The 24,781-nt window shown below is 63.0% G+C and carries 18 protein-coding genes and 1 pseudogene; 7 read left to right on the forward strand and 12 right to left on the reverse strand.

The window, feature by feature from the left end; genetic code table 11:
* Positions 1–307: 307 nt before the first annotated feature.
* The 3 genes and pseudogenes from WDC87_RS17135 (at position 308) to WDC87_RS17145 (ending at position 1,404) form a co-directional block, all read left to right on the forward strand.
* Positions 308–617, forward strand: a pseudogene (locus WDC87_RS17135) (hypothetical protein).
* Between the two features lie 11 nt (positions 618–628).
* Positions 629–943 (forward strand): metalloregulator ArsR/SmtB family transcription factor, encoded by a 315-nt coding sequence (locus WDC87_RS17140; RefSeq protein ID WP_005416268.1) that lies wholly within the window; start codon positions 629–631, stop codon positions 941–943.
* 2 nt (positions 944–945) lie between these two features.
* A complete protein-coding gene (locus WDC87_RS17145; protein WP_252744403.1) occupies positions 946–1,404 on the forward strand; it encodes an SRPBCC family protein in 459 nt (152 codons plus the stop codon).
* Positions 1,405–1,458: 54 nt separating this feature from the next.
* Here WDC87_RS17145 and WDC87_RS17150 read toward each other — a convergent pair whose 3' ends face one another.
* Positions 1,459–2,745, reverse strand: a complete 1,287-nt coding sequence (locus WDC87_RS17150; protein WP_252744404.1) for an alpha/beta hydrolase — start codon at positions 2,743–2,745, stop codon at positions 1,459–1,461.
* Between the two features lie 143 nt (positions 2,746–2,888).
* Between WDC87_RS17150 and WDC87_RS17155 the strand changes: the two genes are divergently transcribed.
* A complete protein-coding gene (locus WDC87_RS17155) occupies positions 2,889–3,260 on the forward strand; it encodes a DUF4180 domain-containing protein (RefSeq protein WP_088497284.1) in 372 nt (123 codons plus the stop codon).
* Here WDC87_RS17155 and WDC87_RS17160 read toward each other — a convergent pair.
* From WDC87_RS17160 to WDC87_RS17175, 4 genes are all read right to left on the reverse strand, one after another.
* Positions 3,257–4,039, reverse strand: coding sequence for a 3-hydroxybutyrate dehydrogenase (locus WDC87_RS17160; RefSeq protein WP_252744405.1), 783 nt, complete (start codon positions 4,037–4,039; stop codon positions 3,257–3,259). The two genes, WDC87_RS17155 and WDC87_RS17160, sit on opposite strands and share 4 nt — an antisense overlap.
* 1,355 nt (positions 4,040–5,394) lie before the next feature.
* Positions 5,395–5,874 (reverse strand): hypothetical protein, encoded by a 480-nt coding sequence (locus WDC87_RS17165; protein WP_252744406.1) that lies wholly within the window; start codon positions 5,872–5,874, stop codon positions 5,395–5,397.
* 79 nt (positions 5,875–5,953) lie between these two features.
* Positions 5,954–6,685, reverse strand: a complete 732-nt coding sequence (locus tag WDC87_RS17170; RefSeq protein ID WP_252744407.1) for a hypothetical protein — start codon at positions 6,683–6,685, stop codon at positions 5,954–5,956.
* A 91-nt stretch (positions 6,686–6,776) separates the two neighbouring features.
* The gene (locus tag WDC87_RS17175; protein ID WP_252744408.1) at positions 6,777–8,246 is read right to left on the reverse strand and encodes a DUF1963 domain-containing protein; all 1,470 of its coding nucleotides are present in this window, start codon (positions 8,244–8,246) and stop codon (positions 6,777–6,779) included.
* A gap of 281 nt (positions 8,247–8,527) precedes the next feature.
* Here WDC87_RS17175 and WDC87_RS17180 point away from each other — a divergent pair, with 281 nt between their 5' ends.
* The gene (locus tag WDC87_RS17180) at positions 8,528–9,103 is read left to right on the forward strand and encodes a hypothetical protein (RefSeq protein WP_252744409.1); all 576 of its coding nucleotides are present in this window, start codon (positions 8,528–8,530) and stop codon (positions 9,101–9,103) included.
* Between the two features lie 94 nt (positions 9,104–9,197).
* On the opposite strand, the gene WDC87_RS17185 is transcribed toward WDC87_RS17180, so the two are convergent.
* Positions 9,198–10,037 (reverse strand): type 1 glutamine amidotransferase domain-containing protein, encoded by an 840-nt coding sequence (locus WDC87_RS17185; protein WP_252744410.1) that lies wholly within the window; start codon positions 10,035–10,037, stop codon positions 9,198–9,200.
* Positions 10,038–10,133: 96 nt separating this feature from the next.
* On the opposite strand from WDC87_RS17185, the gene WDC87_RS17190 reads away from it, so the two are divergent.
* Positions 10,134–11,051: a LysR family transcriptional regulator gene (locus tag WDC87_RS17190; protein ID WP_252744411.1), complete on the forward strand. Its 918-nt coding sequence runs from the start codon at positions 10,134–10,136 to the stop codon at positions 11,049–11,051.
* 555 nt (positions 11,052–11,606) lie between these two features.
* Positions 11,607–11,963 carry a hypothetical protein gene (locus tag WDC87_RS17195; protein WP_134958253.1) on the forward strand — a complete coding sequence of 119 codons (357 nt, stop codon included), beginning with the start codon at positions 11,607–11,609 and terminating at the stop codon, positions 11,961–11,963.
* 162 nt (positions 11,964–12,125) lie between these two features.
* Here the strand turns inward: WDC87_RS17195 and WDC87_RS17200 are convergent, their stop codons facing one another.
* From WDC87_RS17200 to guaB, 6 genes are all read right to left on the reverse strand, one after another.
* The gene (locus WDC87_RS17200) at positions 12,126–14,720 is read right to left on the reverse strand and encodes an AAA family ATPase (RefSeq protein ID WP_252744412.1); all 2,595 of its coding nucleotides are present in this window, start codon (positions 14,718–14,720) and stop codon (positions 12,126–12,128) included.
* Positions 14,721–14,828: 108 nt separating this feature from the next.
* Positions 14,829–16,031 carry a GIY-YIG nuclease family protein gene (locus WDC87_RS17205; RefSeq protein ID WP_252744413.1) on the reverse strand — a complete coding sequence of 401 codons (1,203 nt, stop codon included), beginning with the start codon at positions 16,029–16,031 and terminating at the stop codon, positions 14,829–14,831.
* On the reverse strand, positions 16,024–18,078 hold the full coding sequence (locus WDC87_RS17210) for a DEAD/DEAH box helicase (protein WP_252744414.1): 2,055 nt from the start codon (positions 18,076–18,078) through the stop codon (positions 16,024–16,026). Before WDC87_RS17210 ends, WDC87_RS17205 begins: the two co-directional genes overlap by 8 nt.
* Entirely contained in the window at positions 18,075–20,861 is a 2,787-nt protein-coding gene (locus tag WDC87_RS17215) for a DNA methyltransferase (RefSeq protein ID WP_252744415.1), read from the reverse strand. Before WDC87_RS17215 ends, WDC87_RS17210 begins: the two co-directional genes overlap by 4 nt.
* 266 nt (positions 20,862–21,127) lie before the next feature.
* A complete protein-coding gene (gene guaA, locus WDC87_RS17220; RefSeq protein ID WP_019661318.1) occupies positions 21,128–22,693 on the reverse strand; it encodes a glutamine-hydrolyzing GMP synthase in 1,566 nt (521 codons plus the stop codon).
* 103 nt (positions 22,694–22,796) lie between these two features.
* The gene (guaB, locus tag WDC87_RS17225) at positions 22,797–24,254 is read right to left on the reverse strand and encodes an IMP dehydrogenase (RefSeq protein WP_032958143.1); all 1,458 of its coding nucleotides are present in this window, start codon (positions 24,252–24,254) and stop codon (positions 22,797–22,799) included.
* Positions 24,255–24,781: the final 527 nt, after the last annotated feature.

A 24,781-nucleotide genomic window follows, 5' to 3' on the forward strand; every position in this document is an offset into this window, starting at 1 on the left:
AACAACCGCGAATAAAATTATGAAGGGGTGTTGAAATTTATTGGTTTTTTTTGTTTTTTTTGATTTTTTTTTTTAAAAAAAAATTTTTTTTTTTTTTAGGCTGTTAAAAAGCGCGGGGGGGGGGGGTTTTTATTTTTTTGGGGCCCGCCGGGCGCCCCCCCCCCCCCCCCCCCACCCCCGCGGGGCGGCCGCCCCGCCCCCCCCACTACCACATCCGGGCGTTCGTGGCCGGTTTTGACATGCAGGTATTTACCTGCATATAGTCCACTCAAGGGCGGCGCCTGCCGGCCCATGCGAGGAACCTGCAATGGTGGATATCGCACACCGGGTCGGCATCAAGGTCCCCGCAAGCCAGGTGTATCAAGCACTGGCCACCCCACCAGGCGTCCCTGGCCGGCCCTGCCGAATGGATCGGCACCCACGTGCGCTGCGCGCTGAAGCAGGAAGGCGACCACTGCATCGTCCTGTTCACCCACGAAGGCTGGAAGGAACGCGTCGAGTTCACCTCCCACTGCAGCACCAAGTGGGCGGTCTTCCTGCTGAGCCTCAAGGCCCTGCTGGAAACCGGCAAGGGTCAGCCCAATCCACACGACATCAGGATCGACAGCTGGAACTGAAGACGCCCCGCATGAATGCAGACAAGGTGTTCAAGGCACTGGCCGACCCCACGCGTAGAACGCTGCTGGACCTGCTTTGCGAAGACAACGGCCAGACCCTGGGCCAGCTCTGCGAACACCTGGACATGGCCCGGCAATCGGTCACCCAGCACCTTGGCCTGCTGGAAGACGCCAACCTGATCAGCACGGTGCGCCGTGGCCGCGAGAAGCTGCACTTCATCAACCCGGTGCCGCTGCATGAAGTCTACGAGCGCTGGGTACGCAAGTTCGAGCAGCAGCGCCTGAGCCTGCTGCATGACCTGAAACGCGAACTGGAAGGAGAATGACGATGTCCGCAGAGACCACCCGCTTCATCCACGTGATCTACATCGCGTCCACGCCACAGAAGGTGTTCGAGGCCATCACCCGCCCCGAGATCGCCAGTCGCTACTGGGGCCACGAGAACGTCTCGGACTGGAAACCCGGCTCGCGCTGGCAGCACGTGCGCGCCGACGAAACGCGCTCGGTCGAGCTGGTCGGCGAAGTGGTGGAAAGCACCCCGCCCTCGCGGCTGGTCATCACCTGGGCCGCCGCCTCGCAGGCCGACAATCCCGATGCCTACAGCCGGGTCACCTTCGAGATCGTGCCCTACCAGAACATGGTGCGGCTGACCGTCACCCACGACGAATTGGAACCCGGCAGCGGCATGGATACCGGCATCCGCCAGGGCTGGCCGATCGTGCTGTCGAGCCTGAAGTCGCTGCTGGAAACCGGCAAGGGATTGGACGTATTTGCGAAGCCGAACTGAGTCGTGCCGCAATCGGCGGCGGAGCGCCATCCGCCGCCAGTGCTCCCCATCCGGTCAATCGCTCAATCTGCGCGAACGTCCATAACTGCCATGCACATCCTGCTTGATCCAATCCGCCAGCAGGCGCAGATAGCCGTCGGTGATCCGCGTCGACACGCGGTTGCCCTCGGCATCGGTACGGAACTCGACCATGCCATGGTCGGTGTCGGGGAACAGGTAGGTCTCGATCGGCTGTCCTGACGCGCGCAGGCGCCCCAGGATGGTGCGCGTGGCCGCAATCGGTGCGGCCCGGTCCTGCTCGGCCAGCACCCATAGCAACGGCACCTTCAGGCGGTGCAGCGCAGCCTCGGCGTCGTAGTCCCAGATCAGCTCCAGGTTGTCGAAGCGCGCGCGACCGATCCGGCGCAGGTCAGCGTCGCTCATGCGCAGCATGTCACCGCTGTATTCACCACTGATCGTCTTTGCCCACGGCGCGTCACCGATCTTCGCACGCACCCTGGCCAGCGCCTCGAAACCTTCACTGAAATGCGTGCGCATCAGCTGCGCGGTGGCCTCTGACAGTTGCCCGACCTGCTTCATGGCCGCCGGATCCAGTTGCAGGCGGTGCGCCTCGTCGAACAACTGCTCGCGGTCCTCCTCGATGGGCGAGACCACCAGCCCGTAACCGATCGCCACGAAATCCGCCTGCGAACGCGTGGCCGCCAGCGGTGCGATCCAACCGCCCTGGCTGCCGCCGAAGTAGCCGGCACGGCCGAAGCGACCTTTTGCCAGTTCCCGCGCCTTAGCAAGCGCCGCCGCTGCGTCGTCAGCGAGCAGCTCGAAGTTCTGCGTGTACTCGCCTTCCGAATCGCCGGTGCCACGCTTCTGGTAGGCGAACACCGAGATTCCCTGCGCCACCAGCATGCGTTGGTAGATCGCCGCCACCGCCATCGTGCGTTCCGAGCCATGGACCAGCACCACCAGCGGCCGCTTGGGATCGGCCGGACCGGCGGGTTCGATCAACTGCCCGACCAGCTTGGTTCCGGCACTGGTGAAAGTTGCATCGGTATCGCGGGTGGGCAGTCGCTGCCAGCGCTGCGTGGCCCCCGCAGGCGAGCTAACGCTGACCACATCGCCGCTGCAGCTCACCGGTGCGTTGGCATCGCCGGTGGCGCCACGTCGCCCGTCCAGCATCAGATAACGCTGCCCCGTGGCCGGTGCCGCAGCGGGTGCGCCCAGCACCACGATGTTGCCCTGCCCATCACCGTAGGCACTGACCGCGCATAGGTCGGCGGCTGCAGCCGGCAGGCCCGAACACACCAGCACCGCGCTCAACAACGAACGACTCTTCCACCCTGCCATGCCCTTCCCCATTGCAGTGAACCCGCGTCTTGCAGGTGCCGGGCGCAGCCTAGCGCGTTCGTTCGCCAGATTCATGCTGCACCCGCTCGCCGTCGCCTTCTGCCATAGCCATACTGGAAGGACGATACGGACTTCAGAACGCCATGCACCCTCACTTGGAACACATCGGCACCACCCGCATCCTGCGCGTGGAGCCGCAGGGCCCGATGCTCGATGCCGGCGCCCTACGCAACCTGATCGGCGATGCCCTTGGGCACCAGGCCGAGTGGATCGCCGTGCCGGTGCAATGCCTTTCGGCGGACTTCTTCGAGCTGCGCTCCGGCATGGCCGGGCAATGGCTGCAGATGCTGGTGAACTACCGCCTGCGCTTCGCCGTACTGGGCGACGTCAGCGCCTACCGCGCACAAAGCGCGTCGCTGGATGCATGGATCACCGAGTGCAACCGCGGCCGCGACGGCTGCTTTGTCGCCGATTGGGACGCCCTGCTGGCACGTCTTCCCGTGTCGGCCAGCTAGCGCGCCGTCCAGCCCCCATCCACCGGCAGCGCCGTGCCGGTGATCTGTGCCGCCGCGTCCGAAGCCAGGAACACCACCATCCCGCCCAGCTGATCGGGCGTCACGAACTGCAGCGAAGGCTGCTTCTCGGCCAGCAGCGCGCGAGCGGCGGACTCCTGATCCGTGCCTTCCTTCTCCGCCAACGCGGTGATCTGCTGCTCGACCAGCGCCGTTCGCACCCAGCCTGGGCAGATCGCGTTTGCGGTGATGCCGGTGCCCGCATTCTCCAGCGCGGTCACCTTGGTGAACCCCACCACGCCATGCTTGGCCGCTACATAGGCGGACTTGTTCACCGAGCCGACCAGCCCGTGCACCGACGCGATGTTGATGATGCGGCCGGCGCCCTGCTGCTTCATGTGCGGCAGCGCCGCCGCCGTTGCATGGAACACCGCCGACAGGTTCAGCGCAAGGATCGCATCCCACTTGTCGACCGGGAATTCCTCGATCGACGCGGTGTGCTGGATGCCCGCGTTGTTCACCAGGATGTCGATGCGGCCCATCGTCGTCACGACGCGGTCGATCATCGCGCGCACCGCCTCGCCCCGGGAAAGGTCCGCGCCATCGTGCACCACCCGCACGCCGAACTCAGCTTCCAGGCGGGTACGGATGCGTTCGATCTCCGCCGCATCGCCGAAGCCATTCAGCACGATATCGGCACCTTGTCGCGCCAGCGCCGTGGCGATGCCAAGACCGATACCGCTGGTGGAGCCGGTGACCACCGCAACCTTTCCACTGAACATGGGTGAGCTTCCATTGGGCGTAGGTGGCCAGTGTAGCTTCACCGGCGCGCCCCTTTAAGCGACGCTACCTTGGTCAATCAACGGTTAGAACGCGTTGGGTACCCGCGGAGGGAAGTGTCCAGCGTTCATTCAAAACGGTACACCTCAGAGGGGGCGCAGTCGTGGCCTGCTAGCGATACTGTCCGACTCCCACATAGGGCAATGCATCCATGCTTTGCCCGGCGGATCGAACACGTCCGAAAATAGCTTCTGCGGCCGTTCTACTCCCCCCACCTCCAACCGGGCGGAGCGCCTTTCATCCAGCAGATAAGGACAAGGACCAACACTACGGCCCACGTGTAGAGCTGAAACGCGATGGGCTCGCGAAATGGAGAGAACAGAAACGGACCCGCCAGCAGCAGGCCGAATGCGACTGCGTACACCAGCCAGCCCTGCCACGCGCACGGCATCCCCCAACCCCATCCGTACTTTTTCCTGGTAAACCAGTACTTCCTGCTGATCATTGCAATCTTCCTCGATGGCCGCCGGTCTCACGTACCTGATCCAAGCATGCTTTGAGCTGTTCGTGAAGACGTCGGTCCAGAATCAAGTCAGTATCCCCTCTGGTTGTGACGAGAACAGAGCTACGGTCCGTGCGCAGCACGAAGACGTTGCGACCGTTCTGCATGCGGAACTTGCCAAGTTCAACGCCCCCTGTGCTGGTCCCAAGTTGCCGGTGAGGCAGCGTGATCCTTGAAGCATCGGAAGCGTCCTGCCACGAGACACTGGAAAGCGGGAGCTGCAGTCGGACAAACGCTGCTGACCCAATCAGCCGGCCATCTGTAACGGCGATGTACGCTGTTCGCGCTTGATATACGAGGCCAAAGGCAACTAAGACAACAACGGCCAGCGCCGAGCCGAGCGCAATATTCCTGGCTGGCACCCCGCCAGAGCGGGATGCAAACCATATTGCGATCAGAACCACGGCTGCTGCCACGCATATGCCGAGAGGAAGCGCATAGGCGTGAATCAGGGATACGTCCAGCGTGGATCGGCACATCATCAGGAACTACTCCGCAGAGATTGACCGCATGCCATAAACGTAAATCGTCTCGACAATTGTCTCAAATGCGTCTTCGTCACGGGTGACAAGGCCCACGCTTCGCATCGCACGCAGAAACGAGCGGACCTCGTTCCATGTTACGGGCTTTGCGTGTTCATCGCAGATCATACTTGCACTGCCACGCATGAGAATGCTTCGGCATCAGATACCGCGCAACAAACGCCCATCTCTCATCGATCACATCGGTCGAACATGGGCTGCGCGCTGTGATGCCATTGCAGTGACACTGTTCATACCGAACTTCAAACACGCTCTAGAAGAGAACGCTCGCTCGATCAACGGTCGCGAGCGGGTTGGCCTTTCGCACCGCCTCCAGAAAGAGCAGGAAGTCGCGGTTGAACAGCGACAGGTTGTTGGTGAACGTCACGCACTTTCTACCCGATGCTCTGCTGAAGCACACCTGCCAGACATAGCGCGAACAGATGACGTCGGACGTTCGTGTGACTGAGGTGATCTGCGAAAGCGGAACCGCCGTGGGCACCGGCCCACGCCGCAGGTAAAAGGACGCCGCATCAAAGAAGTAGTGCTCCCGATCTTCTTTCCCATCCACCATCACCAAGGTCATGGACCTGCCGGAAATCCGGCGCGGAGCATGCAAACGCAGCCCCGATTTCACGGACGAGCGAGCAGTTGCTGCCATTCGCCGAAGGGTGAACCAGAGAATCACCAACGGAAGCGCCGCGAGCACAATGACACCCACGGTCTTCAAAACAGTTTCCAGCGTGCTGGACACACAGATCTCCAGGATGAACTTTCAAGCGATGCCCAAGTAGATCCACGCCATGCGTGGATGACTCTCCCTCAACGCCTTTTCACTTCCAGTGATCCGGCCCCAGGAACGGCAGGCTCAACACAAACACCGGAACCGCCACAGGGATCAACGCCGCCCCCAGCACCTTGCCCGCCGCCGAACCCACGCCCGGCTTGTCCTCCCGCTCCGGCAGGATCCGCTGCGCCCGTGCATTGATCGGCTGTGCCAGCTTTCCCTTCTCCGCCAGCGCCGCAGCATCCGGCAACTTCACCCGCTCGCCGTCGCCCTCGAACAGCGCGCTGTAATAGCTGCCGCCCTTCCTTGAAAGATTGCAGGCGCGGTCAAACGCCAGCGCGTAGCGGGTCCGGTCCATCGGCAGGTAGTAGCGCGCCCGCTCCTCCACGGCCTTGGCCTCACGCGAGGGGACCTCAATCCGCTCCAGCTTGAACTGCGCGGTCTGCTCCGCCGTCACCTGCTCCGGCCGCAGCAGCAGCGCATAGCTGCCATGCACCTTGGCCTTGTTGGCCGGGTCACGCCAATCCTCATGGAAGTACATCTGGGCGCAGGCCACCGCCTCGCGCAGCGGGCTGTCCATCAGCGCGCGGTACTCACGGAACGGCGCGGCATTGAAACGCATCGGCTCGTCATAGCGCGGCAGCAGGTACAGCTGGCCGTCGTCGGCCACGAACGCACTGGTGATCTCGCGGCTTGAGGCGTGCTCCTCCGGGCCACTGGCACAGCCGGACAGCAAGCCAAGGCACAGGGCGGAGAGGATGAAGAAGGACGTTCGCATGTCGTGTTCGAGGGCTTCCCTGGGAAAACGGCCCCGCCCGAAGGGACGAGGCCAGCCCGTCATGGTGCCATGCCGGGCTTGCCATGCCCAATCAGTGCGACTCCACCACACCCACGACACGGTCAAACCTGCAGTTGCGCAGATCCTCACGACTCAACCAGAACGTGGCCTGGCCACAGTCACCAAAGACCAGATCAATCGCCGGGTCACACGCCAACTGCAGCAGGCAGACCGCGTCGCCCTCGCCTTCCACGTCGGGCACGGTGCCGTGCAAGCGCGGTACGTGCCCCAGCATCTGGTGCACCCGCGTCTCGGCGCAGCGCTTGCGGCCATCAGGCAACGTGCCCAGGCTTTCATCAAACGGCAGATGTTCGTCCTGCAGGTGGCGGTACATCAGTGCAGGTATGCGCGCGGCCGCAGCCGGCGAGCCCGCCGCGTAGGCAACTGCCGCCAGCAGTCCCTTGGTGAACGCCCGGCCCATGCCCGGGTCGGTCAGCGTCATACGCTCGAAGTCGTCGCTGATCTGTCCGATAATCCACTCACGGAATGCCTCCCGCGTTGCATCATCCGGGGCTTCATCCAGACCAATGGCGGCGGCGCGCTTCACCCATGCGCGTACATCGGCGTAATCAATACCCCCGCGCTTGCCTGCACGCCGTTCATTACCGATCACCCGCGAAAGGCGGTCAATGATGATGCCTACCTGGGGAAAATCGGTCTGGTAACGCAGCCATTGCACCGGGAACGTCCACGCAGGTGACTGCGGGCGCTCCCATTCCGTGGCGGCGTCCGCGCGCGGAAACAGGCCCGTGGCCGCCACCACCGCACCCAGCCGCATTTCGTCCCGGCGCGAGGGGTAGATCTCGTAGTACGGCCGATCCTCCTCACCCGGCGGCAGCTCCAGCTCATCCGGCCAGGTATCCATGTGCCGCGCCACCAAGGGCCATTGAACATGCACGCACGGCCCGTCTTCCTCAGGCAGCAGCCATGCAGGATTGCGGTGCGCATGGTCCGAAGGGCCTTCATCCAGAATCGGCCGCATGCCGTCCGGCAGCGCACGCACGTGCTGATCGGCCGCGACCTCGGGCGCGTACAGCACTCGCACGCGTTGCTGTGGTTCGTCCGTGTCCCATATCTGCTCTTCGTCGTTCATGGCGAAGAAGAACAGCATGCCTTGCGAGGGCATATCGGGATCCACGCGTGGCAGCTCGGCGCAATCGATCTGCGCCAGGAAGTGCATCGGCGCCGCTTCGCCGTAACTCTCGCCAACCGGCCAATCCATCCCATCGGGCAATTGCGGCAGACCGCCTAGACGGCTGCGAACCCTGGGGAATGCCGCCGGCGGGTAGAAACGCTGCAGCACCAGGGCCGGGGTGCGGTGCTTGGCGAAGAAGGCCTCAAGCACGGCTTCGGCATGGTGGTCGCGCTGGTCGGCGTGGTACATTGAATCTGCCTGAGCATCCATTTCGGCGACGTCCTTTTGAGTCTGGATCGAGCACCACAGGTATATCATCACCCGGCCTGCCTGTAGCGCCCGGCGATGATCCACCCACCAGCGCACCAGATTGCTCCTTGGTTGGCGAAATGAGCCAGCCGCTGCGGGCCGTGCGTCTTGCCCAAGGGCCAGGTCAGCCACCCGGCAGGCCTTTGAAGAAGCGCCGCGACATAAGCCGCATTTCCAGCATGCCGATTACGGCATCCGTGGGTCGCCGCCCCCTTCAGCCGTGCCGACGCAGTCGGCATCGCGATTGCCGCCACGTCTGTCGCAATCACCAAACACTTTGCCCCGTTACTGGGGAACCGATGAAGAAGAAAGCCCACTCTTGAAAGGAGAGCGCGTAAATGAACGCTGATGATGTGAAGTCAATACCGATGATGGACCCGCTCGCGAACCAGCACACCGGTGGATCGAGTGCATCCAGACGCACCATCTACGTAGATCTTGATGGCGTAATGGCCGACTTCGACGCGGCATTTCCCGCCCTGTTTGGCCTGGACCACCGCGTGCTTGCCGACGATGAAATGTGGAGGCACATCAACAACCACCCATCATTCTTCCGCGACCTTCCGCCAATGCACGGCGCAGTGGAGTTCTTCCACAGCATCCACCACTTGAACCCGGTGATTCTCACGGCCTGCCCGAAATCGAACTATCCACTCGCTGCCATGCAGAAGCGGCAGTGGGTCCGCGAGCACCTGTCAGCAACCTGCCTGGTGTTGCCTGTGCTCGGCGGCAGGCACAAGCCTCGTTTCATGCACCAGCCAGGCGATGTGCTGATCGACGATTTCGAAACGAACTGTGATGCCTGGACAGCGGCCGGAGGCATAGCGATCAGGCACGCCGGCGATTGGACTGCGACGCGTCACGCGCTTTCCCAGATTGAAGATCTGTCAGGAGCAGCGCTCGCGAAGGGCTGATGCCCTCTCTGCCGACCACGTTGGCACTTCCATAGACAGGCCGAGGTGCTGGCCCCTCGGCCCCAAGGCTGGCAACGTGCTGTGCAGCCCCGCCCTACTTCAACCGCTCCACCAACCGCTGCCCCACCTCCAGCGCCGAAGCCGGGTTCTGCCCGGTAATCAGCTCGCGGTCCACGACCACATGCCTGGTCCACGGCGTGGTGTTGCTACTGAACCGCGCACCCGCCCGCTGCAACGCGGTCTGCGGGTAGAACTTCATCTCACCGCCACCCAGCAGCGGCTTGGCCTGCTCTTCTTCCTGGTTGCTGATCACCGTCATCTGGTAGCCGCTGTAGATCCACTTCGGCGTGGCCGGCATCGCACCCGCTTCCAGCTTCGCCACGAAACCCGCAGCATCCGGCAGCGTGGACAGCAGCGCGATCGGCCCGTGGCAGACCAGCGCGGTGGTCTTGTTGCGCTGGTGGAAGTCGGCCAGCAACCGGCCCAGCGCCGGGCTCTTCAGCATGTCCTGCATTGGCGCGTGGCCACCGGGTATGTAGACCGCATCGAAACGCGCGTAGCCCTGCTGCTCAACACGCGCCAGGCTGACCACCGGCGAAGCCGTCGGCGAGGTCAGCGCCAGCTTCTCCAGCAGCTCCTTGTGCAGTTTCAGCTGCGCGGCATCGTTGCCGAAGTACGCCGGCGTCACCGAGGACGCATCCACGGTCGGCGCCCGCCCCTGCGGCGTGGCGAAGGTCACCTCGTGGCCCGCGTCCAGCAGCAGCTTCACCGGCTGCATCAGCTCGTTGAGATAGAAGCCGGTGGACAGCACCTTGCCGTCCTTCAGGTCCAGGTGGTTTTCGTCGGACAGCACCACCAGCACGTTGGCGGCCTGCGCGCCGCTGGCGGCCAGGGTCAGGGCCAGCGCTGCGGCCAGCCGGGTCATCAGGTTCATGGAGAGCTCCTATCGGGGAATGGCGGCCACTTTATTCATCGCCCCAACGGCGATAAATTGGCCCCATCGCAAAACATCTGTTCGCCGGAGAGCTAAATGAGCCGCAAGTTCGACTACCTGGGCGATGTGGAGGTGTTCCTGGCGGTGGTCGAGCACGGCTCGTTCACGGCCGGCGCGGTGGCGCTGTCCACCACGCCCTCGGTGCTGAGCCGCGCGGTCACCCGTCTGGAAGCGCGGCTGGGCCGGCAGCTGCTGCAGCGGACCACCCGCCGCGTCGGCCTGACCGACGCCGGGCGGCTCTATCTGGAACAGGTGCGCACCGCCTTCGGCCTGCTGGACGACGCCGAGCGCGACGTACTGGCCCAGGACGGTGCGCTGGCCGGCCGCGTGCGCCTGAGCGTGCCCACCACCTATGGCCACTACCGGCTGCCGCCCGTGCTGGCGCGCTTTGCGCAGCAGTACCCGCAGGTGCAGGTGGAACTGAACATCACCAACCGCAACGTCGACCTGGTGGCCGAAGGCTTCGACCTGGCCATCCGCCTGGGCCAGCTGCCGGACAGCGGGCTGGTGGCGCGAAAGCTGGAAGACGCGCCGCTGCTGCTGGTCGCCGCGCCGGACTATCTGCAGCGCCGTGGCACGCCGCAGACGCTGGACGACCTGCAGCAGCACCTGTGCCTGCCGTTCGTGATGCCGCGTACTGGGCGGTTGGCGCCGTGGATCTTCCGCGACGGCGGGCGCGACGTGGACTGGCTGCCGCGTTCGTCCATCGAGACCTCCGACGATGTGCTGGGCGTGGTGTCGCTGGCCGAACAGGGCATCGGCATCTGCCAGAGCTATGCGTTCATCGTGCGCGAGCGGTTGCAGCGTGGGCAGCTGGTGGAGGTGTTGCCGCAATTGCGAGGACGGTCGCGGCCGTTCTCGGTGATCTATGCGCCGCACCGGCGGCAGTCGGCGGCGGCGCGGGCGATGATTGAGTTGCTGGTGGGGAATGCGGGTGAGGATGGCGTCGGTTGAAGCTGCAAGGTTCGCTGGAGGTGTCGGGTTTGAACCGATTTTCGGGGTGTGCGGTCTGTCGGGTGCCCACTGCCTGCCGAAGCAGACTAAGAACTGTTGCAAAGAAGACCGTCGCGCTATTCGCTTGTGGCGTGGGCGATTACGCCACTTTTATTCGCCATCAGCAGAGCAGCGGCACGAATGCGTCTGCTGGCGTCGCGTGCTGCACGAATGGTGCGTGCAACAATAGCCCTCTGCTCTCGGATTCCGCGTTTCCTTCGCGAATTTCTATTGGCATTCGAGGCGGCTGCGTAAACACCATGGCGCGCCACCGACAACGGGTGGCTCCGGGTCTGCAAACCCGCGACGATTGTTGTGCCTGTTGTTTACGCTTGCCCGTCGGCACCGTCCTTAACCGGTGCCGGCGGGCAATCCGTCGGCCTATCTGGCGGGCGGTGCGTGGGGGTCTTCGGGCCCACCGGTCATGGCACTACTTCGTCCCGGTTTGCAGCCACGCATCGCCCGCCACCCCGCAACGCGGTGGCGCTGTTAAGCACAGCCACGGAAGCCGACGCCATGAACGAATCCGACACCTTCTCCTCGTACACCGTTGTTGAGCCCATCAACGACGACACTCCCCTGCCCGATCTGAACTCCCTGCTCGGCATCCTCAAGCGCATGCGTGGTTGCGAGGGTGCAGATGGGCATCCTTGGCCGGAAACCGATGTATCACCCGGCCGCCGCGTGAGTCTGGCCAGGAGCGAGCGCGCGATGGTGGGAGCGCTGACGGTGCTGGAGGTGCTGCATGCCGCGGACCGCTGCCGGGTGGCGGCTGACCCGGAGCGGCATTTGGATGAGGGGGTGGTGGATGGGTTGTTTTTGGCTTGCCGGGGGTTGCTTGAGTGGGCTTGTCGGGAGGTTCGGCCGGAGTGATACTCTTGACAATAGCCGCGGGACCAAGATGGCTTTGTACAGCTTCGTTAGGCCCTGCGCTCCTGGCGTTCATCCATGCCGGCCGCCGGGGAACATCACTCGTTTAAACCGCGCTTCGTTCTCCTCCATCAATACGCCATGGCTCGAACGAGACCGCTGACCTCAACCACGGCGCTTGTTGATGGCTTTCACCCAGCTGTCGAGCGCGTCGATGTCGGCCTTCAATTCGTCCGGTCCTGGGACCGGGGCACGAGCAGCAGCAGCCTGATCGTGACCACGCAGCCATCGGGAGCATTTGCTCATGGCGGCATCAACCTGCCGGCAGTCTTCTTCGGTGACATCCGCAAGCTTTGCGATCTGCTGTGTTTGGACGCCGGGCCGATACCGCTCAACGATCTTGCACAAGAGCACTTCTTCAAGAGCGCGCTCCCACGCTTCACGCAAGAGGCCATAGATGTTTTTGGCCTCTTTCTCGTAAGCATCCTGATGCCCGTCACGGGACAGCTTGGCAGCGGCTTGATGCTCGCTATTGAGGTATCCAATCTTCTTCCTGATGGGCATCGCAACCCACGGCAGTTCCTCGGTGCAGACCCCCGCGCCCGCCGAAAGCTGTCTAATATGTTGGTCAAGTTGCTCGACCTGCTGTTCCTCCGCAAACTGCTTTAGCCAGAGAAGAAAGACGACATCATGCGTGAAGACGATGACTTGCCTTGTCTTGGCGGCTTCGACGAGACGGAGGGCGACGCCTTCGCGCCAGCGGTAGTCGAGCGAGGACACGGGATCGTCGAAGACGATTCCCGATGGATCGTCAGCAGTGCTCAGTTCGGCGAAAAACGCAGCAATGGATAGGCAACGCTGCTCGCCTTCGCTAACGACCTTCGGAAGTTGAACGCCCGGCGCGCGCGTTAGCGCTAGCTTGTGATAAAGAACACCCTCCGCACCGCCGGCTTCCTGCAACTCGACTTCGATGTGCCGGAACGCGAGGCCCCGCAACTCCTCCTGGAAGGTGTCCTTGAGCTTCTGCGTGACGACAGAACGCGTCACTTCACTACTCTTCCTTGTGATGGCCTGCGTGGCGGTATCGCTCTTGGACTGTTCATAGGCAGCAAGCCGCTTCTTACGGTCGATCTCCTGCAACACGGTATTCTCATGCTTGGCGAGTAGGACCCGCGCGCGCAGCTCTGCCGCCTCGGCATTGAGTTGCCTTCGCTTCTCTGCGGTAGCGTCTCCGCTCAACGCCTTCACGCGCTCGTCAAGCTGCGCCGAGAGTGTCGTGATGTCAGGGAGGACGGATGCGACTGCCGGATTGTCCTGCGGAAACTCGGAATCTGTCTCCAATGCCGCCATCACCGCTTGGCGACGCGCGTCAGCGGCGGCAAGCGCCGCGTCGATTCGGCCAGCGAGGGCTTCATTCTCTATGCTGAGGTCATTGATGGTGTCTTGGACAGCTTCGGGGCGCACGACGAGCGCGGCAATAGCCTTTCGCTGCCGATCATGTAGTTCGCGCGCGTCGCGCAGTTCGCGCTCCGTCGTGGAGGCGATGAAGGCGGCGAATTGCCCCAGCCTATGACTGGCATCGTGGTCTAGGCCCTGCTGGCACAGGACACACTGCGCGGCCTCACCAACAACCGGGAACGGTTGACCGGGATATGCCGCTTCCTGCGAGAAGATGCTTGCCACTTGCCAAAGGCCCTTCCAAGCATCGGAGCCGGTGCCCGGCAGAAGCCCGACAGGAAACGTCGCTGTACGCAGGCGATCAGCCTCTTCCTTCTTACGTCGCCACTCCGCCCGCGCGTCGAAGATGGCGGACACGGACTCGTTAGAAAGCGCGGCGTCGACATGCTGGACGTGCTGGCAGAGGGCTTGGACGCGCGCCCCACGCAGCTTGAGCTGCTGGAGCAATTTTGCAGGGTCAGCCGCCTGCAAATCGAGAATGGACTTCTCCAGCAACGCGAGTTTGGCGGCCTCGTCGTCCGTCAGTGTTGCGAGAGTCTTGACGTGCTCCGTCTCTGTGAGAACGCTCAAGCTGTTGAGGAGCCTCGCTACGGCGGTGCCCTGCGGCACCAATGGCAGCAGGTCGGATATGGCGCTCTCGCCAAGCGCCCGTTGCTCTGCTTCGAGTCGTGTGCGAACGGCTTTGGCCGCTTGAACCAGCTTGTCGAAGAGGTCCAGGCCGAAGGGCCGGAAGGCAACATCTGTCTTTTCCTTGAGATAGACCGATGCGCTCTGCGTGTCGAAGACGCTCACGCGCGCAATGAAGTTGTCGTCTGCCTGACCGGCCCATTCCCTCGCCTCCGGATCGCCTTGAACACGGTACTTTATGGCGACGACTTGACGGGGCGGCGCCGCGCCCGCCGCGACGTTGCCAAGAATCTGCTCCCTCCCGCGCGCCCGGCAAGCTGTCTTGAGAATACGGGTGTAACCGGTCTTGCCCGCCCCGTTGTCGCCATAGACGACGGTAAGACGAGGGCCGAACTTTAGGGTCTGGTCTTGTGCGAGGGCATTGACGCCCTCGTGGTGAAAGATGGATTCAAGGGCTACAGCGCCTTGCGCTGCATTCCTGTTTGGGAGGTACGCTGCATCCAGCGGTACGCCGCCTTGCGCCTCGACTAACCCATGAGCGGCCTTGCAAATTTCTGTCAGGGCGGCAATGTCGTCCTCGGTAAGCTCTCCCATCTCGACAAGCCGCCGCAGGGCGTCCCGCTGCCATGCAGGGCGATCCCGCGACCAATTCAGGATGTCATCAAGCACGGTCATGGCTGGGCCTCGTCATCAAGATTCGTTCGTCAAGAACCATCGTGTCGTCCACTGCTGCATCCCTATCCTCTCCGACGGCAGCAAGAGGCTAGTAGATAGCTCCGCTGCTCATGCGCTCCCGCCCTCCGCCGCCTTCACTAGCTTCGCGGCCTTAGGGTCGTAGACGTAGCCGGTGATGCTGCCATCCTTGATACGTGCAACGGCCTCGTCGATCACGAACAGCGGAACGAGAAACCATTCCTCAGGCTGCACAGGATGACCGAAGCGGTCGTTGATCGTGATGTTCAACCGCGCGGGCGCGAACAGTCTGTGGAACAGGTTCTCCATCCGGGTGCGGTTGACGCCCGCGAGCTTGTAGGTTGCCACCACTTCGACCTTCGCCAGCAGGTAGGTGGAGTCGTGTTCGGCGTTGGCGATGCGCGTCTCCACCCTGCCTCCGGTCACGCCGACCTTGTGGATGATCTCGCGGTGCTGCGCGACATAGGGATGATCGGAGAGGGAGCGCAGGACGTAGATCGTGCCGCTTTCGACATCATCGGCTTCAAGCTCTCCGCCGAAGGAGAGTTGCCCGCTCTCGGGCGAGGCCAGCCGCCGCGCGGCGGGGTCGTTGTAGAACGCTCGCTGGAGCGAGCGCAGCAGCAGATTGCTCTCGGTGCCGTTGGAGAAGATGAGGCGCAGGCGGCGGTCCACTTCCCCGGCGGTGGTCTTCAATGGCTCGCCGACCTCGGCAACGTAGAGCGTGATGCCATCGAGAACGAAAAAGTCCCCGGCCTCAATCGCGCGGCGGCCCGCTTCGATGGGCTGGGACTGGCGCATACCGGCTTTGACCTCCGCTTGCACGCGCTCGAACAAGGGTCGAAAGGTCTCGAAGTCCTCGCAGGGCTTGCGATCCGCGATCTCCTCGGCTGCGCGCTTGTCGGCGCTGGTGCGGACATGGCGTAGGACCGTGATGTCGTCCGCCTCGGCTACGCCCGCCAACTCGGCAGCCAGGTCGTCGATATCGATGGCCTCATCTCCCGGAACAGCAGTGGCTGGCGCAGCGGCAAGCAAGCCCTGATAGTCCAGCGGCTCAAGCAGGGCGCGGCAGTCCGGGAGCGTACGCAAGCGGTCCAGGCGCACGGCGTAGAGGCGCTCGAATATGTCGCGATCCTCACCATGCTGCGGCGCACGCCCGTGCTTTTCGGTGAAGCGTTGGATTTTCTCGAAGCCCGCGATGACGCGCTCCTCACTGGCTGGCCGTCCGCCCTTCGCCTCGGGCGGTGCGAACTCGGCAAGCTCCGCAGCGAGTTCGTCAAGATCGGAGTTACTCATAGCGCCCCTCCGCCTTGAATCGCATAAAGGCGGCCGCGCCTTCGGCCATGCGTCGCTCCCAGGCATCCTGGGAATCGAGTGCAGGAATGCGTCCGCGCCCCTTCTTAAATTGAACGGCGCGAACAGCCATCTCCTTCGCCTCGTCCGGCGTCAGGCTCGTGCGCTTGGCCGAGATGGCCGCCGCAACCTGCTTCAAGCTGTCCTCGCTCATAGTCTTGGCGAGGCTGGCGTAGGCTTCGCCGAAGGGGTTGATGCGGTCGATGACGTCGATGTCCAGCTCGCGCACGTCCATCGCGAAGCGGCGCACGCCGTCGATCAGGGCGGTGTTGGGTGACCCGTCGCTCTCACCTTCGGTGACTAGCCGCTTGGCCTGCTGCGTGAGGTTGAGGGCAGCAATGGCGTGCTGACGCACGGCCTCCTGATCTTCGGCGTCAAGCTCGGGATACTTGTACTTGATGATCTTGCCCATGCGAACCTGCGTCAGTTCCTCGGGTACCAGCTCCTCATCGAACAGGCCGCGCTCGATGGTGGGCTTGTCTTGCACGAAGGCCGCAATGACTTCGTTCAGGTCTTCCTGACAGATTCGCGCCGCCTCCTTGCTCTTGGGCTCGGCGAGGCCCTTGATCTCGATCTGGTAAGCCCCTGTCTGCTCATTGACACCGACATTGCAACGGTCTGCGTCGTAGCCACCCTCGCCGTAGTTAAATCCCGGCGTCGGGCCGCTATCGGGATTCTTGGGCTTGAACTCGAAGCGCGGAGCTAGAACCTGCTCCATCAGCAGGCTTGCCGCGATGGCCTTCAACGTATCGTTGACGGCCTCGGTGACAGCTTCCTCGGCTGCATCCGGCTCGGCGATCAGGTTGGTGAACCTCGCGCGGGTCTTGCCGGGCGCGTCGCGGGTAGCTCGGCCGATGATCTGCACAATTTCGGTCAGGCTGGCACGGTAACCCACGGTCAGGGCGTGTTCGCACCAAATCCAGTCGAAGCCTTCCTTCGCCATGCCCAGCGCGATGATGATGTCCACATGGTCCCGGTTGTTCTTCTGCGCCGGGTCTTTGAGCGCGGCGGACACGCGGTCGCGTTTGGCGGCATCGTCATCCACGAGATCAGCGATCCGCAGCACGCGGCCATCGGAGCGCTTGACACGCTGGAAGCCAGTCGCAGGGTCGATGCCTTGCCACTCCCCCAACGCCTCGATGATGTGCTCCACCTCGCGCATCTTGTCCTTCGTGCTTTCACGCGAATTGACGTTGGGGATGTGGATGATGGTCTTCTCGGCGGGATCGAGAACGTTGAGGATGTCATCGACGTAAGGCCCGCTGTAGAAGAAGTAGCCGATGTCGAGCTGCTTGAGGTACTCGTAGCCGTTGAGCTGCTCGTAGTAGGTGTAGGTGACGGTATCGAACTTCGACTCATCCTGCGGTGCGAGCACGGCCTCCGCGTCGCCCCGGAAGTAGGAGCCGGTCATGGCAACGATGTGCGTCTTGCCCCGCGCGAAGAACTGCCCCAGGTGTAAGCCGAGCTTGTTGTCCGGGTTGGCCGAAACATGGTGGAACTCATCGACGGCGATCAATCTGTCGTCGAACGCTTCGACGCCACAGGCATCGACGGCAAAGCGGAAGGTCGCGTGGGTGCAGACCAGCACCTTGTCTTCGCCTTCGAGGAATGCGCCCAGCGACTTGACCTTGCCGCCGTTGTCGTTGCCTGGCGCATTGCACAGGTTCCACTTGGGTTCGACGTGCCAGTCGGACCAGAAGCCGTACTTAGACAGCGGCTCGTCGTTGAAACTGGCACCGATGGACTTCTCCGGCACAACGATGATGGCCTGCTTCAAACCTTGGTTATTGAGCTTGTCGAGTGCCACGAACATCAGCGCACGGCTCTTGCCCGATGCGGGCGGCGACTTGATGAGCAGGTATTGCTCGCCCCGCTTCTCGTAGGCCCTCTCCTGCATGGGCCGCATCCCAAGCGCATTGGCTTTGGTCGATGCGCCGTTTCGGGCGTAGGTGACGGAAACGGACGGTACGGACTTGATCTTGTCGCTCATGCGTTGGCTCCCGCTTTGCGCTTCTTGCCCTGGGCCGGTGCAGCCGAAGCGGTCATCTTGGTATAGAGGTCAAACAGCTTTTCCAGCCGCTCGGTGTCGTTCTTGAAGCGCCGACCGATGTAGATGCGCTCCAGTACTTCGTCGTTGCGATCATGGGCGGCACGCAGGTCAACGGGCATGTTCTCGGGGTCGTACAGGTCCGCGATGCTCGCCGGGAAGTGATGCTCCCGCGCCAGCAGGATGTCTTCGGCGCAGCGTGTCAGATCGGTCTTCATCTTTTCGGTCAGCGTGGGGACCGGGAAGGTGTTCCAGCCAAGGGTGTTGGAGTAGCGGTAGCGCGTCTCCAGCTTGCCGCAGACGGTGGCGACCCAGACCAGGTGCAGGCGGCTGGCGATGACGGCGAGGTTCCAGAGAGGAGCGTCGTAGAGGGCGAATGCTTGATCTTGGATGATGGCGTCAGAGTCAAGCAATCCGACCGGCAAGCAGGGACGGTTCTCCGAGCTGACACGGGGAACCACAAGAATGTGATTCTTGGCGGTCTGCTGGTCGCGAAAGCGATAGGGAGTCTCGGCCAGCTTCTGGGCCGCCTTGTCTTGTTTCTTAGCGCGCCTGGCGCTCGCTACGGCGCTCATGCGCTCAGATATCAGCGGAATGGCCCCCGCTTCGTCAGCCTCATCGTCGTCAATCCACAGACAGGCACGTGGCACAGCGGAGATGAACTCTTGCGAGCCGTAGAGCGGGCGGATGAAGCGTGCTGTGCGCGGATCGGCCGACCGCATCTGCTGCGCTTCGGACGTCGAAAAGATCAGTGATGCGCCGTAGTACGGGTGATTGCCGAACTGCATCATTGCGAGGCTGTCGGCCGGACGGCTGGCCCCCTCCACAATGACGTTAGGACCGGCGATCAAGTAGGCGTTGATGTGCTCCGCCTCACGAAGCGTCGTCGCACCATCATCCCCAGCGGAAAAGAGGCGTCGCAACTTTCCTGCATGGTTGGAAATCCCGACGATAACAACTGTGACCCCGGCGTTGTGAGTAGCAAGGTTCGACCACTTAAAGCTCGTGTACGCGAAGCCGATCTCGTGTCCCGTCTTGAAAATCTCCGGCCGCAGAATCGGTACTTGCTGCCCTTGGCAGACCGAGTTGGTAGCGACAAGAGCGGTCACGGAATTTGTTTGGCTGCCGTAGTCAGCGGCTTTTAGGAACCAGCCAGCAACGTAGTCGAGCGACTTCCAATTCTTCATGCGACCAGCGAAGATTGCACCAAGGTCCGCTTTGTGCTCATCCGTCTGCCACTTTGAACCGAGGTACGGCGGGTTACCGCAAATGTATGTCTCGCCGCCTTCGTTCTCGAAGTCGATCTCAGCTTGATCGAGCGGAGTACCGAACAAGTCATCGGCTTGGACCTTCACACCGGTGCCGGTCGGCGGGCAAATGCTCAACCAGTCGAGCCGCAGCGCGTTGCCGCAGGTGATCCAGTTTTCATTGCGCAGGGGCAGAAACTCGGCCAGGGCCAGCTTCTGCCCCCGGTACAGCACGTCGCACTGATACTCGGCGATGACCAGCGCAAGGCGGGCAATCTCCGCCGGGAAGTCGCGTAGCTCGATCCCCCGAAAGTTGGTAACCGGGATTTCTGATGCCCGATCCGGCTCGCCGCGCCGCCGGTTGATCTCGGCCTCGATGGCGCGCATTTCCTTATAAGCGATGACCAGAAAATTGCCCGAACCGCAGGCCGGGTCGAAGACCCTGATCTTGGCGATGCGCTTGCGCAGGTTGAGCAACATGCGGGCGTTATCGCCCGCTTCGTCCAACTTCTCCCGCAGGTCGTCGAGGAACAGCGGATTCAGCACCTTCAGGATGTTGGGGACACTGGTGTAGTGCATCCCCAACTCGCCGCGCTCCTCGTCCTCGGCAACGGCCTGGATCATCGAACCGAAGATGTCAGGGTTGATCTTGGTCCAGTCCAACCCGCCGACATGCAGCAGGTAGGACCGGGCGATCTTGCTGAATTGCGGCACTTCGTCGCCGCCAGAGAACAACTGCCCGTTGACGTAGGGGAAGTCTTCGGCCCATCGGGAAATCTTTGCGGCAGCCCGGTCCTCGCGCTTGGTGTTCATGGCGCGGAACAGCGTGGCGATGACCTCGTGCGTGTTGGACGAGTCCTTAGCGCTCATCTGCGCGACGGTTTCTGTGAACCGGCCCTTGCCGACGAAGATGTCGGTGTCCTCGGCGAAGAAGCAGAAGATCAGCCGCGCCATGAGCTTGTTCATGTCGTGGCGGCGCTCCGCGGTGCCCCATTCTGGGTTGTCTTTCAGCAGTTCGACGTACAGGCGGTTCAGGCGGCTGGTGGCCCGAATGTCGAAGGCGTTTTCGCTGATCTGGCGGACAGTGCTGATGCCCGCCAGCGGCAGGAAGAAGCCGAAGTGGTCCGGGAAGTCCTTGAAGGCGCAGGCGACGGTCTCGCCGCTGGTCAGGTCTTCGGCCTCGAAGTCCGTGCCGTCGGTGGCGAGGATGAACTTCGCCTTGGCCTTGGCCGTCGCGGGACTGGCCTTAAGGGCAGCCAATGTCTGCGTCACCCGCCCAGCGTCACAGGCCAGAATATGGATGTTGCTGGTCTGGAGAACACCGCCGAGGTCGGACTTATTCGACGCCCCCGCGCGCAAGCGCTTGATGGTCGTTGCCTTGTTGCCAAAGGCTTCAAGGAATAAATAGGGGAACTCTGCGGGGTCGAAGGGCCGCTCCGCGAGATCTGTGACGGCTAGTTCGATTTCTACTGCGTTCATGGGCGTACAGCCTCCCCTCTCGGCTTGGCCGCCAGGTTGCTGTCATTCTTTGGGGCGCTCATGTCTTGTCCTGCGTCTTCTGGGCTGTTGGCGACTTCTCATGACATAGAAGCATCCAATCCCATTCATCATGACATGAAAAAACGGCTTAGCGATGCGAATTGTTAGCCGGCGGCGCGCCGCGCGAAATTGTAAAAAAAGCCCGCAGTGGCGCGGGCTTAGGTGCACCTTCGCGCTGCGGGTAAACAGTCAGCGCCAATGTTGTATTACTCCCACTCAATAGTAGCCGGCGGCTTCCCCGAGATGTCATAAACCACCCTCGACACCCCCCGCAACTCATTGATGATCCGGTTGCTCACCGTCCCCAGGAACTCATACGGCAGATGCGCCCAGTGCGCCGTCATGAAGTCAATCGTCTCCACGGCCCGCAGCGCAATCACCCACTCATAAGCGCGCGCGTCGCCCACCACGCCAACCGACTTCACCGGCAGGAACACGGCAAACGCCTGGCTGGTCTTGTCGTACAGATCGGCCTTGCGCAGCTCATCAATGAAGATGGCATCGGCCTTGGCCAGCAGCTCGGCGTATTCGCGCTTCACTTCACCCAGGATACGTACGCCCAGGCCCGGGCCCGGGAACGGATGGCGGTAGACCATGGTGCGCGGCAGGCCCAGCTCCACGCCCAGGCGGCGCACTTCGTCCTTGAACAGCTCGCGCAGCGGCTCCACCAGGCCCAGCTTCATGTGCTCCGGCAGGCCGCCCACGTTGTGGTGGCTCTTGATCACATGCGCCTTGCCGGTCTTGCTGCCGGCCGACTCGATCACGTCCGGGTAGATGGTGCCCTGTGCCAGCCACTTGGCGTTCTTCAGCTTGCTCGACTCTTCGTCGAAGATCTCAACGAACAGGTTGCCGATGATCTTGCGCTTGGCTTCCGGGTCGCTTACGCCTTCCAGCGCAGCGAAGTAACGGTCGGCGGCATTCACGCGCACCACCTTCACGCCCATGTGCTCGGCGAACATCGCCATCACCTGGTCGCCTTCCTGCCAGCGTAGCAGGCCGGTATCCACGAACACGCAGGTCAGCTTCTCGCCGATGGCCTTGTGCAGCAGCGCAGCCACCACGGACGAATCGACGCCGCCGGACAGGCCCAGGATCACTTCGTCATCGCCTACCTGTTCGCGCACGCGGGCGATCTGGTCGTCGATGATGTTGGCGGCGGTCCACAGGGTCTGGCAGCCGCACACATCCACCACGAAGCGGCGCAGCAGCGCCTGGCCTTGCAGGGTGTGGGTCACTTCCGGGTGGAACTGCACGCCGTACCAGCGCTTTTCTTCGTTGGCCATGGCGGCCACCGGAATGCGGTCGGTGGTGGCGGTGATGGTGAAGCCCGGCGGTGCAACGGAGACGTGGTCGCCATGGCTCATCCAGACATTCAACTTCGGCTCGCCGCCGTGGTCGCTCAGGCCCTTGAACAGTGCATCCGGGTTGATCACGTTCACTTCGGCGTGGCCGAATTCGCGCTGATCCGCCGCTTCGGTGGCACCGCCCAGCTGCGCAGCCAGGGTCTGCATGCCGTAGCAGATACCGAAGATCGGCAGGCCGCTGTCGAACACTTCCTGCGGCGCGGCCGGCGCACCCGGCAGCGTGGTCGATTCCGGGCCACCGGACAGGATGATGCCCTTGGCGCCGAACGCGGCGATCTCGGCCGGGTTATGGTCCCACGCCCAGATTTCGCAGTAGACGCCCAGCTCGCGGATGCGGCGGGCAATCAGCTGCGTGTACTGCGCGCCGAAATCGAGGATGAGGATCTTGTCGTTATGGATGTTGGTCATGGCGCCCCGGCAATGCAGTAGGGAAAACGAAATCAGATTTACGGCGGCAGATGGAGAAAGAGGAACGGGAAGTGCTTCCCCGTTCCTCTTTGCTCGGCCCGCGTCAGGCGCGGTAGTTCGGCGGCTCTTTGGTGATCGTCACGTCGTGGACGTGGCTCTCACGCTGGCCGGCGCCGCTGATCTTCACGAACTTGGGCTTGCTGCGCATCTCGTCGATGGTGGCGCAGCCCACGTAGCCCATGGTGGCGCGCAGGCCGCCCATCAGCTGGTGGATGATGCCGCCCACCGGGCCGCGGTACGGCACGCGGCCTTCGATGCCTTCGGGCACCAGCTTGTCGGCGGTGGCGGCGTCCTGGAAGTAGCGGTCCTTCGACCCCTTCTCCATGGCAGCCAGCGAACCCATGCCGCGGTAGCTCTTGTACGAACGGCCCTGGTACAGCTCGGTCTCGCCCGGCGATTCCTCGGTACCGGCCAGCAGGCCGCCGACCATGATGGTCGAGGCACCGGCGGCCAGCGCCTTGCCGATGTCGCCCGAGTAGCGGATGCCACCGTCGGCGATCAGCGGGATGCGGTCCTGCAGCGCTTCGGCCACCAGGTCGATGGCGGTCACCTGCGGCACGCCGACGCCGGCGACGACGCGGGTGGTGCAGATCGAGCCCGGGCCGATGCCGACCTTCACTGCGTCCGCGCCGCTGTCCAGCAGCGCCAGTGCGGCTTCGCCGGTGCAGATGTTGCCACCGATGACCTGCACGTTCGGGAAGTTCTTCTTGACCCAGCTGACGCGGTCCAGCACACCCTGCGAGTGGCCGTGTGCGGTATCGACCACGATCACGTCCACGCCGGCGGCGACCAGCGCTTCCACGCGGCGATCGGTATCGCCACCTACGCCGACGGCCGCGCCGACCAGCAGGCGGGTCGACAGATCCTTGGCGGCGTTCGGGAAGTCGGTGTTCTTCTGGATGTCCTTGACGGTGATCAGGCCACGCAGTTCGAACGAATCATTGACCACCAGCACCTTTTCGATGCGGTTGCGGTGCAGCAGCTGCAGCACTTCGTCAGACGCGGCGCCTTCCTTGACCGTGATCAGGCGATCCTTCTTGGTCATGATGTGGCGGACCGGATCGTCCAGCTCGGTCTCGAAGCGCATGTCGCGGTGGGTCACGATGCCGGCCAGCTGGCCGTCGCTGCCCACCACCGGCACGCCGGAGATGTTGTGCGCCTGGGTCAGGGCCAGCACGTCGCGGATGGTGGTTTCCGGGCCGACGGTGATCGGGTCGCGGATGACACCGGCCTCGAACTTCTTGACCTTGGCCACTTCCGCGGCCTGCTGTTCCAGGCTGAGATTCTTGTGGATGATGCCCATGCCGCCGAGCTGGGCCATGGCGATGGCCAGGCGGGCTTCGGTGACGGTATCCATGGCTGCGGACAGGATCGGAAGCTTCAGCTTCAGGTCTCGGGTCAACCGCGTTTCGAGGTTGACGTCCTTGGGCAGGATGGTCGAGTGGGCGGGGACGAGCGAGACGTCGTCGTAAGTGAGTGCTTCAGCCTGGATGCGCAGCATCGGCATACCCGAGATGTGGGGAAGCGCGACATTTTACCCTGTTTTCGCGTCGCGTGGCAGGGGGTAGATGCGACGCAGTGTCGCGCCGGCGGTGATTGGTTCAGGGGCCCGCCTACCACTTTGGTGGGTGCGGACCGTTGGTCCGCACTACCCTTCAGACACCTGTGCCCCAGCATTGCGCCGACCAACGGTCGGCACCCACCTTAAGAGGATCACTCGGGCCAGCACTGGAGCGCCTGTGGTAGGTGCCAACTTTGGTTGGCACCTACCAGGAGCGAGTCATCGGCCTGCCTTTGGTGGGTGCGGACCGTTGGTCCGCACTGCCCTTCAGACACCTGTGCCCCAGCATTGCGCCGACCAACGGTCGGCACCCACCTTAAGAGGATCACTCGGGCCAGCCCTGGAGCGCCTGTGGTAGGTGCCAACTTTGGTTGGCACCTACCAGGAGCGAGTCATCGGCCTGCCTTTGGTGGGTGCGGACCGTTGGTCCGCACTGCCCTTCAGACACCTGTGCCCCAGCATTGCGC

The sequence above is a fragment of the Stenotrophomonas maltophilia group sp. Smal12 genome, from assembly GCF_037079935.1.
Classification (GTDB): Bacteria; Pseudomonadota; Gammaproteobacteria; order Xanthomonadales; family Xanthomonadaceae; genus Stenotrophomonas; species Stenotrophomonas sepilia.

Bases quoted from the DNA above. Each gene is read 5' to 3' on its own strand.
- WDC87_RS17140 (WP_005416268.1), top strand. From the start codon at position 629: ATGAATGCAGACAAGGTGTTCAAGGCACTGGCCGACCCCACGCGTAGA.
- WDC87_RS17145 (WP_252744403.1), top strand. From the start codon at position 946: ATGTCCGCAGAGACCACCCGCTTCATCCACGTGATCTACATCGCGTCC.
- WDC87_RS17150 (WP_252744404.1), bottom strand. From the start codon at position 2,745: ATGGCAGGGTGGAAGAGTCGTTCGTTGTTGAGCGCGGTGCTGGTGTGT.
- WDC87_RS17155 (WP_088497284.1), top strand. From the start codon at position 2,889: ATGCACCCTCACTTGGAACACATCGGCACCACCCGCATCCTGCGCGTG.
- WDC87_RS17160 (WP_252744405.1), bottom strand. From the start codon at position 4,039: ATGTTCAGTGGAAAGGTTGCGGTGGTCACCGGCTCCACCAGCGGTATC.
- WDC87_RS17170 (WP_252744407.1), bottom strand. From the start codon at position 6,685: ATGCGAACGTCCTTCTTCATCCTCTCCGCCCTGTGCCTTGGCTTGCTG.
- WDC87_RS17180 (WP_252744409.1), top strand. From the start codon at position 8,528: ATGAACGCTGATGATGTGAAGTCAATACCGATGATGGACCCGCTCGCG.
- WDC87_RS17185 (WP_252744410.1), bottom strand. From the start codon at position 10,037: ATGAACCTGATGACCCGGCTGGCCGCAGCGCTGGCCCTGACCCTGGCC.
- WDC87_RS17190 (WP_252744411.1), top strand. From the start codon at position 10,134: ATGAGCCGCAAGTTCGACTACCTGGGCGATGTGGAGGTGTTCCTGGCG.
- WDC87_RS17195 (WP_134958253.1), top strand. From the start codon at position 11,607: ATGAACGAATCCGACACCTTCTCCTCGTACACCGTTGTTGAGCCCATC.
- WDC87_RS17200 (WP_252744412.1), bottom strand. From the start codon at position 14,720: ATGACCGTGCTTGATGACATCCTGAATTGGTCGCGGGATCGCCCTGCA.
- WDC87_RS17205 (WP_252744413.1), bottom strand. From the start codon at position 16,031: ATGAGTAACTCCGATCTTGACGAACTCGCTGCGGAGCTTGCCGAGTTC.
- WDC87_RS17210 (WP_252744414.1), bottom strand. From the start codon at position 18,078: ATGAGCGACAAGATCAAGTCCGTACCGTCCGTTTCCGTCACCTACGCC.
- WDC87_RS17215 (WP_252744415.1), bottom strand. From the start codon at position 20,861: ATGAACGCAGTAGAAATCGAACTAGCCGTCACAGATCTCGCGGAGCGG.
- guaA (WP_019661318.1), bottom strand. From the start codon at position 22,693: ATGACCAACATCCATAACGACAAGATCCTCATCCTCGATTTCGGCGCG.
- guaB (WP_032958143.1), bottom strand. From the start codon at position 24,254: ATGCTGCGCATCCAGGCTGAAGCACTCACTTACGACGACGTCTCGCTC.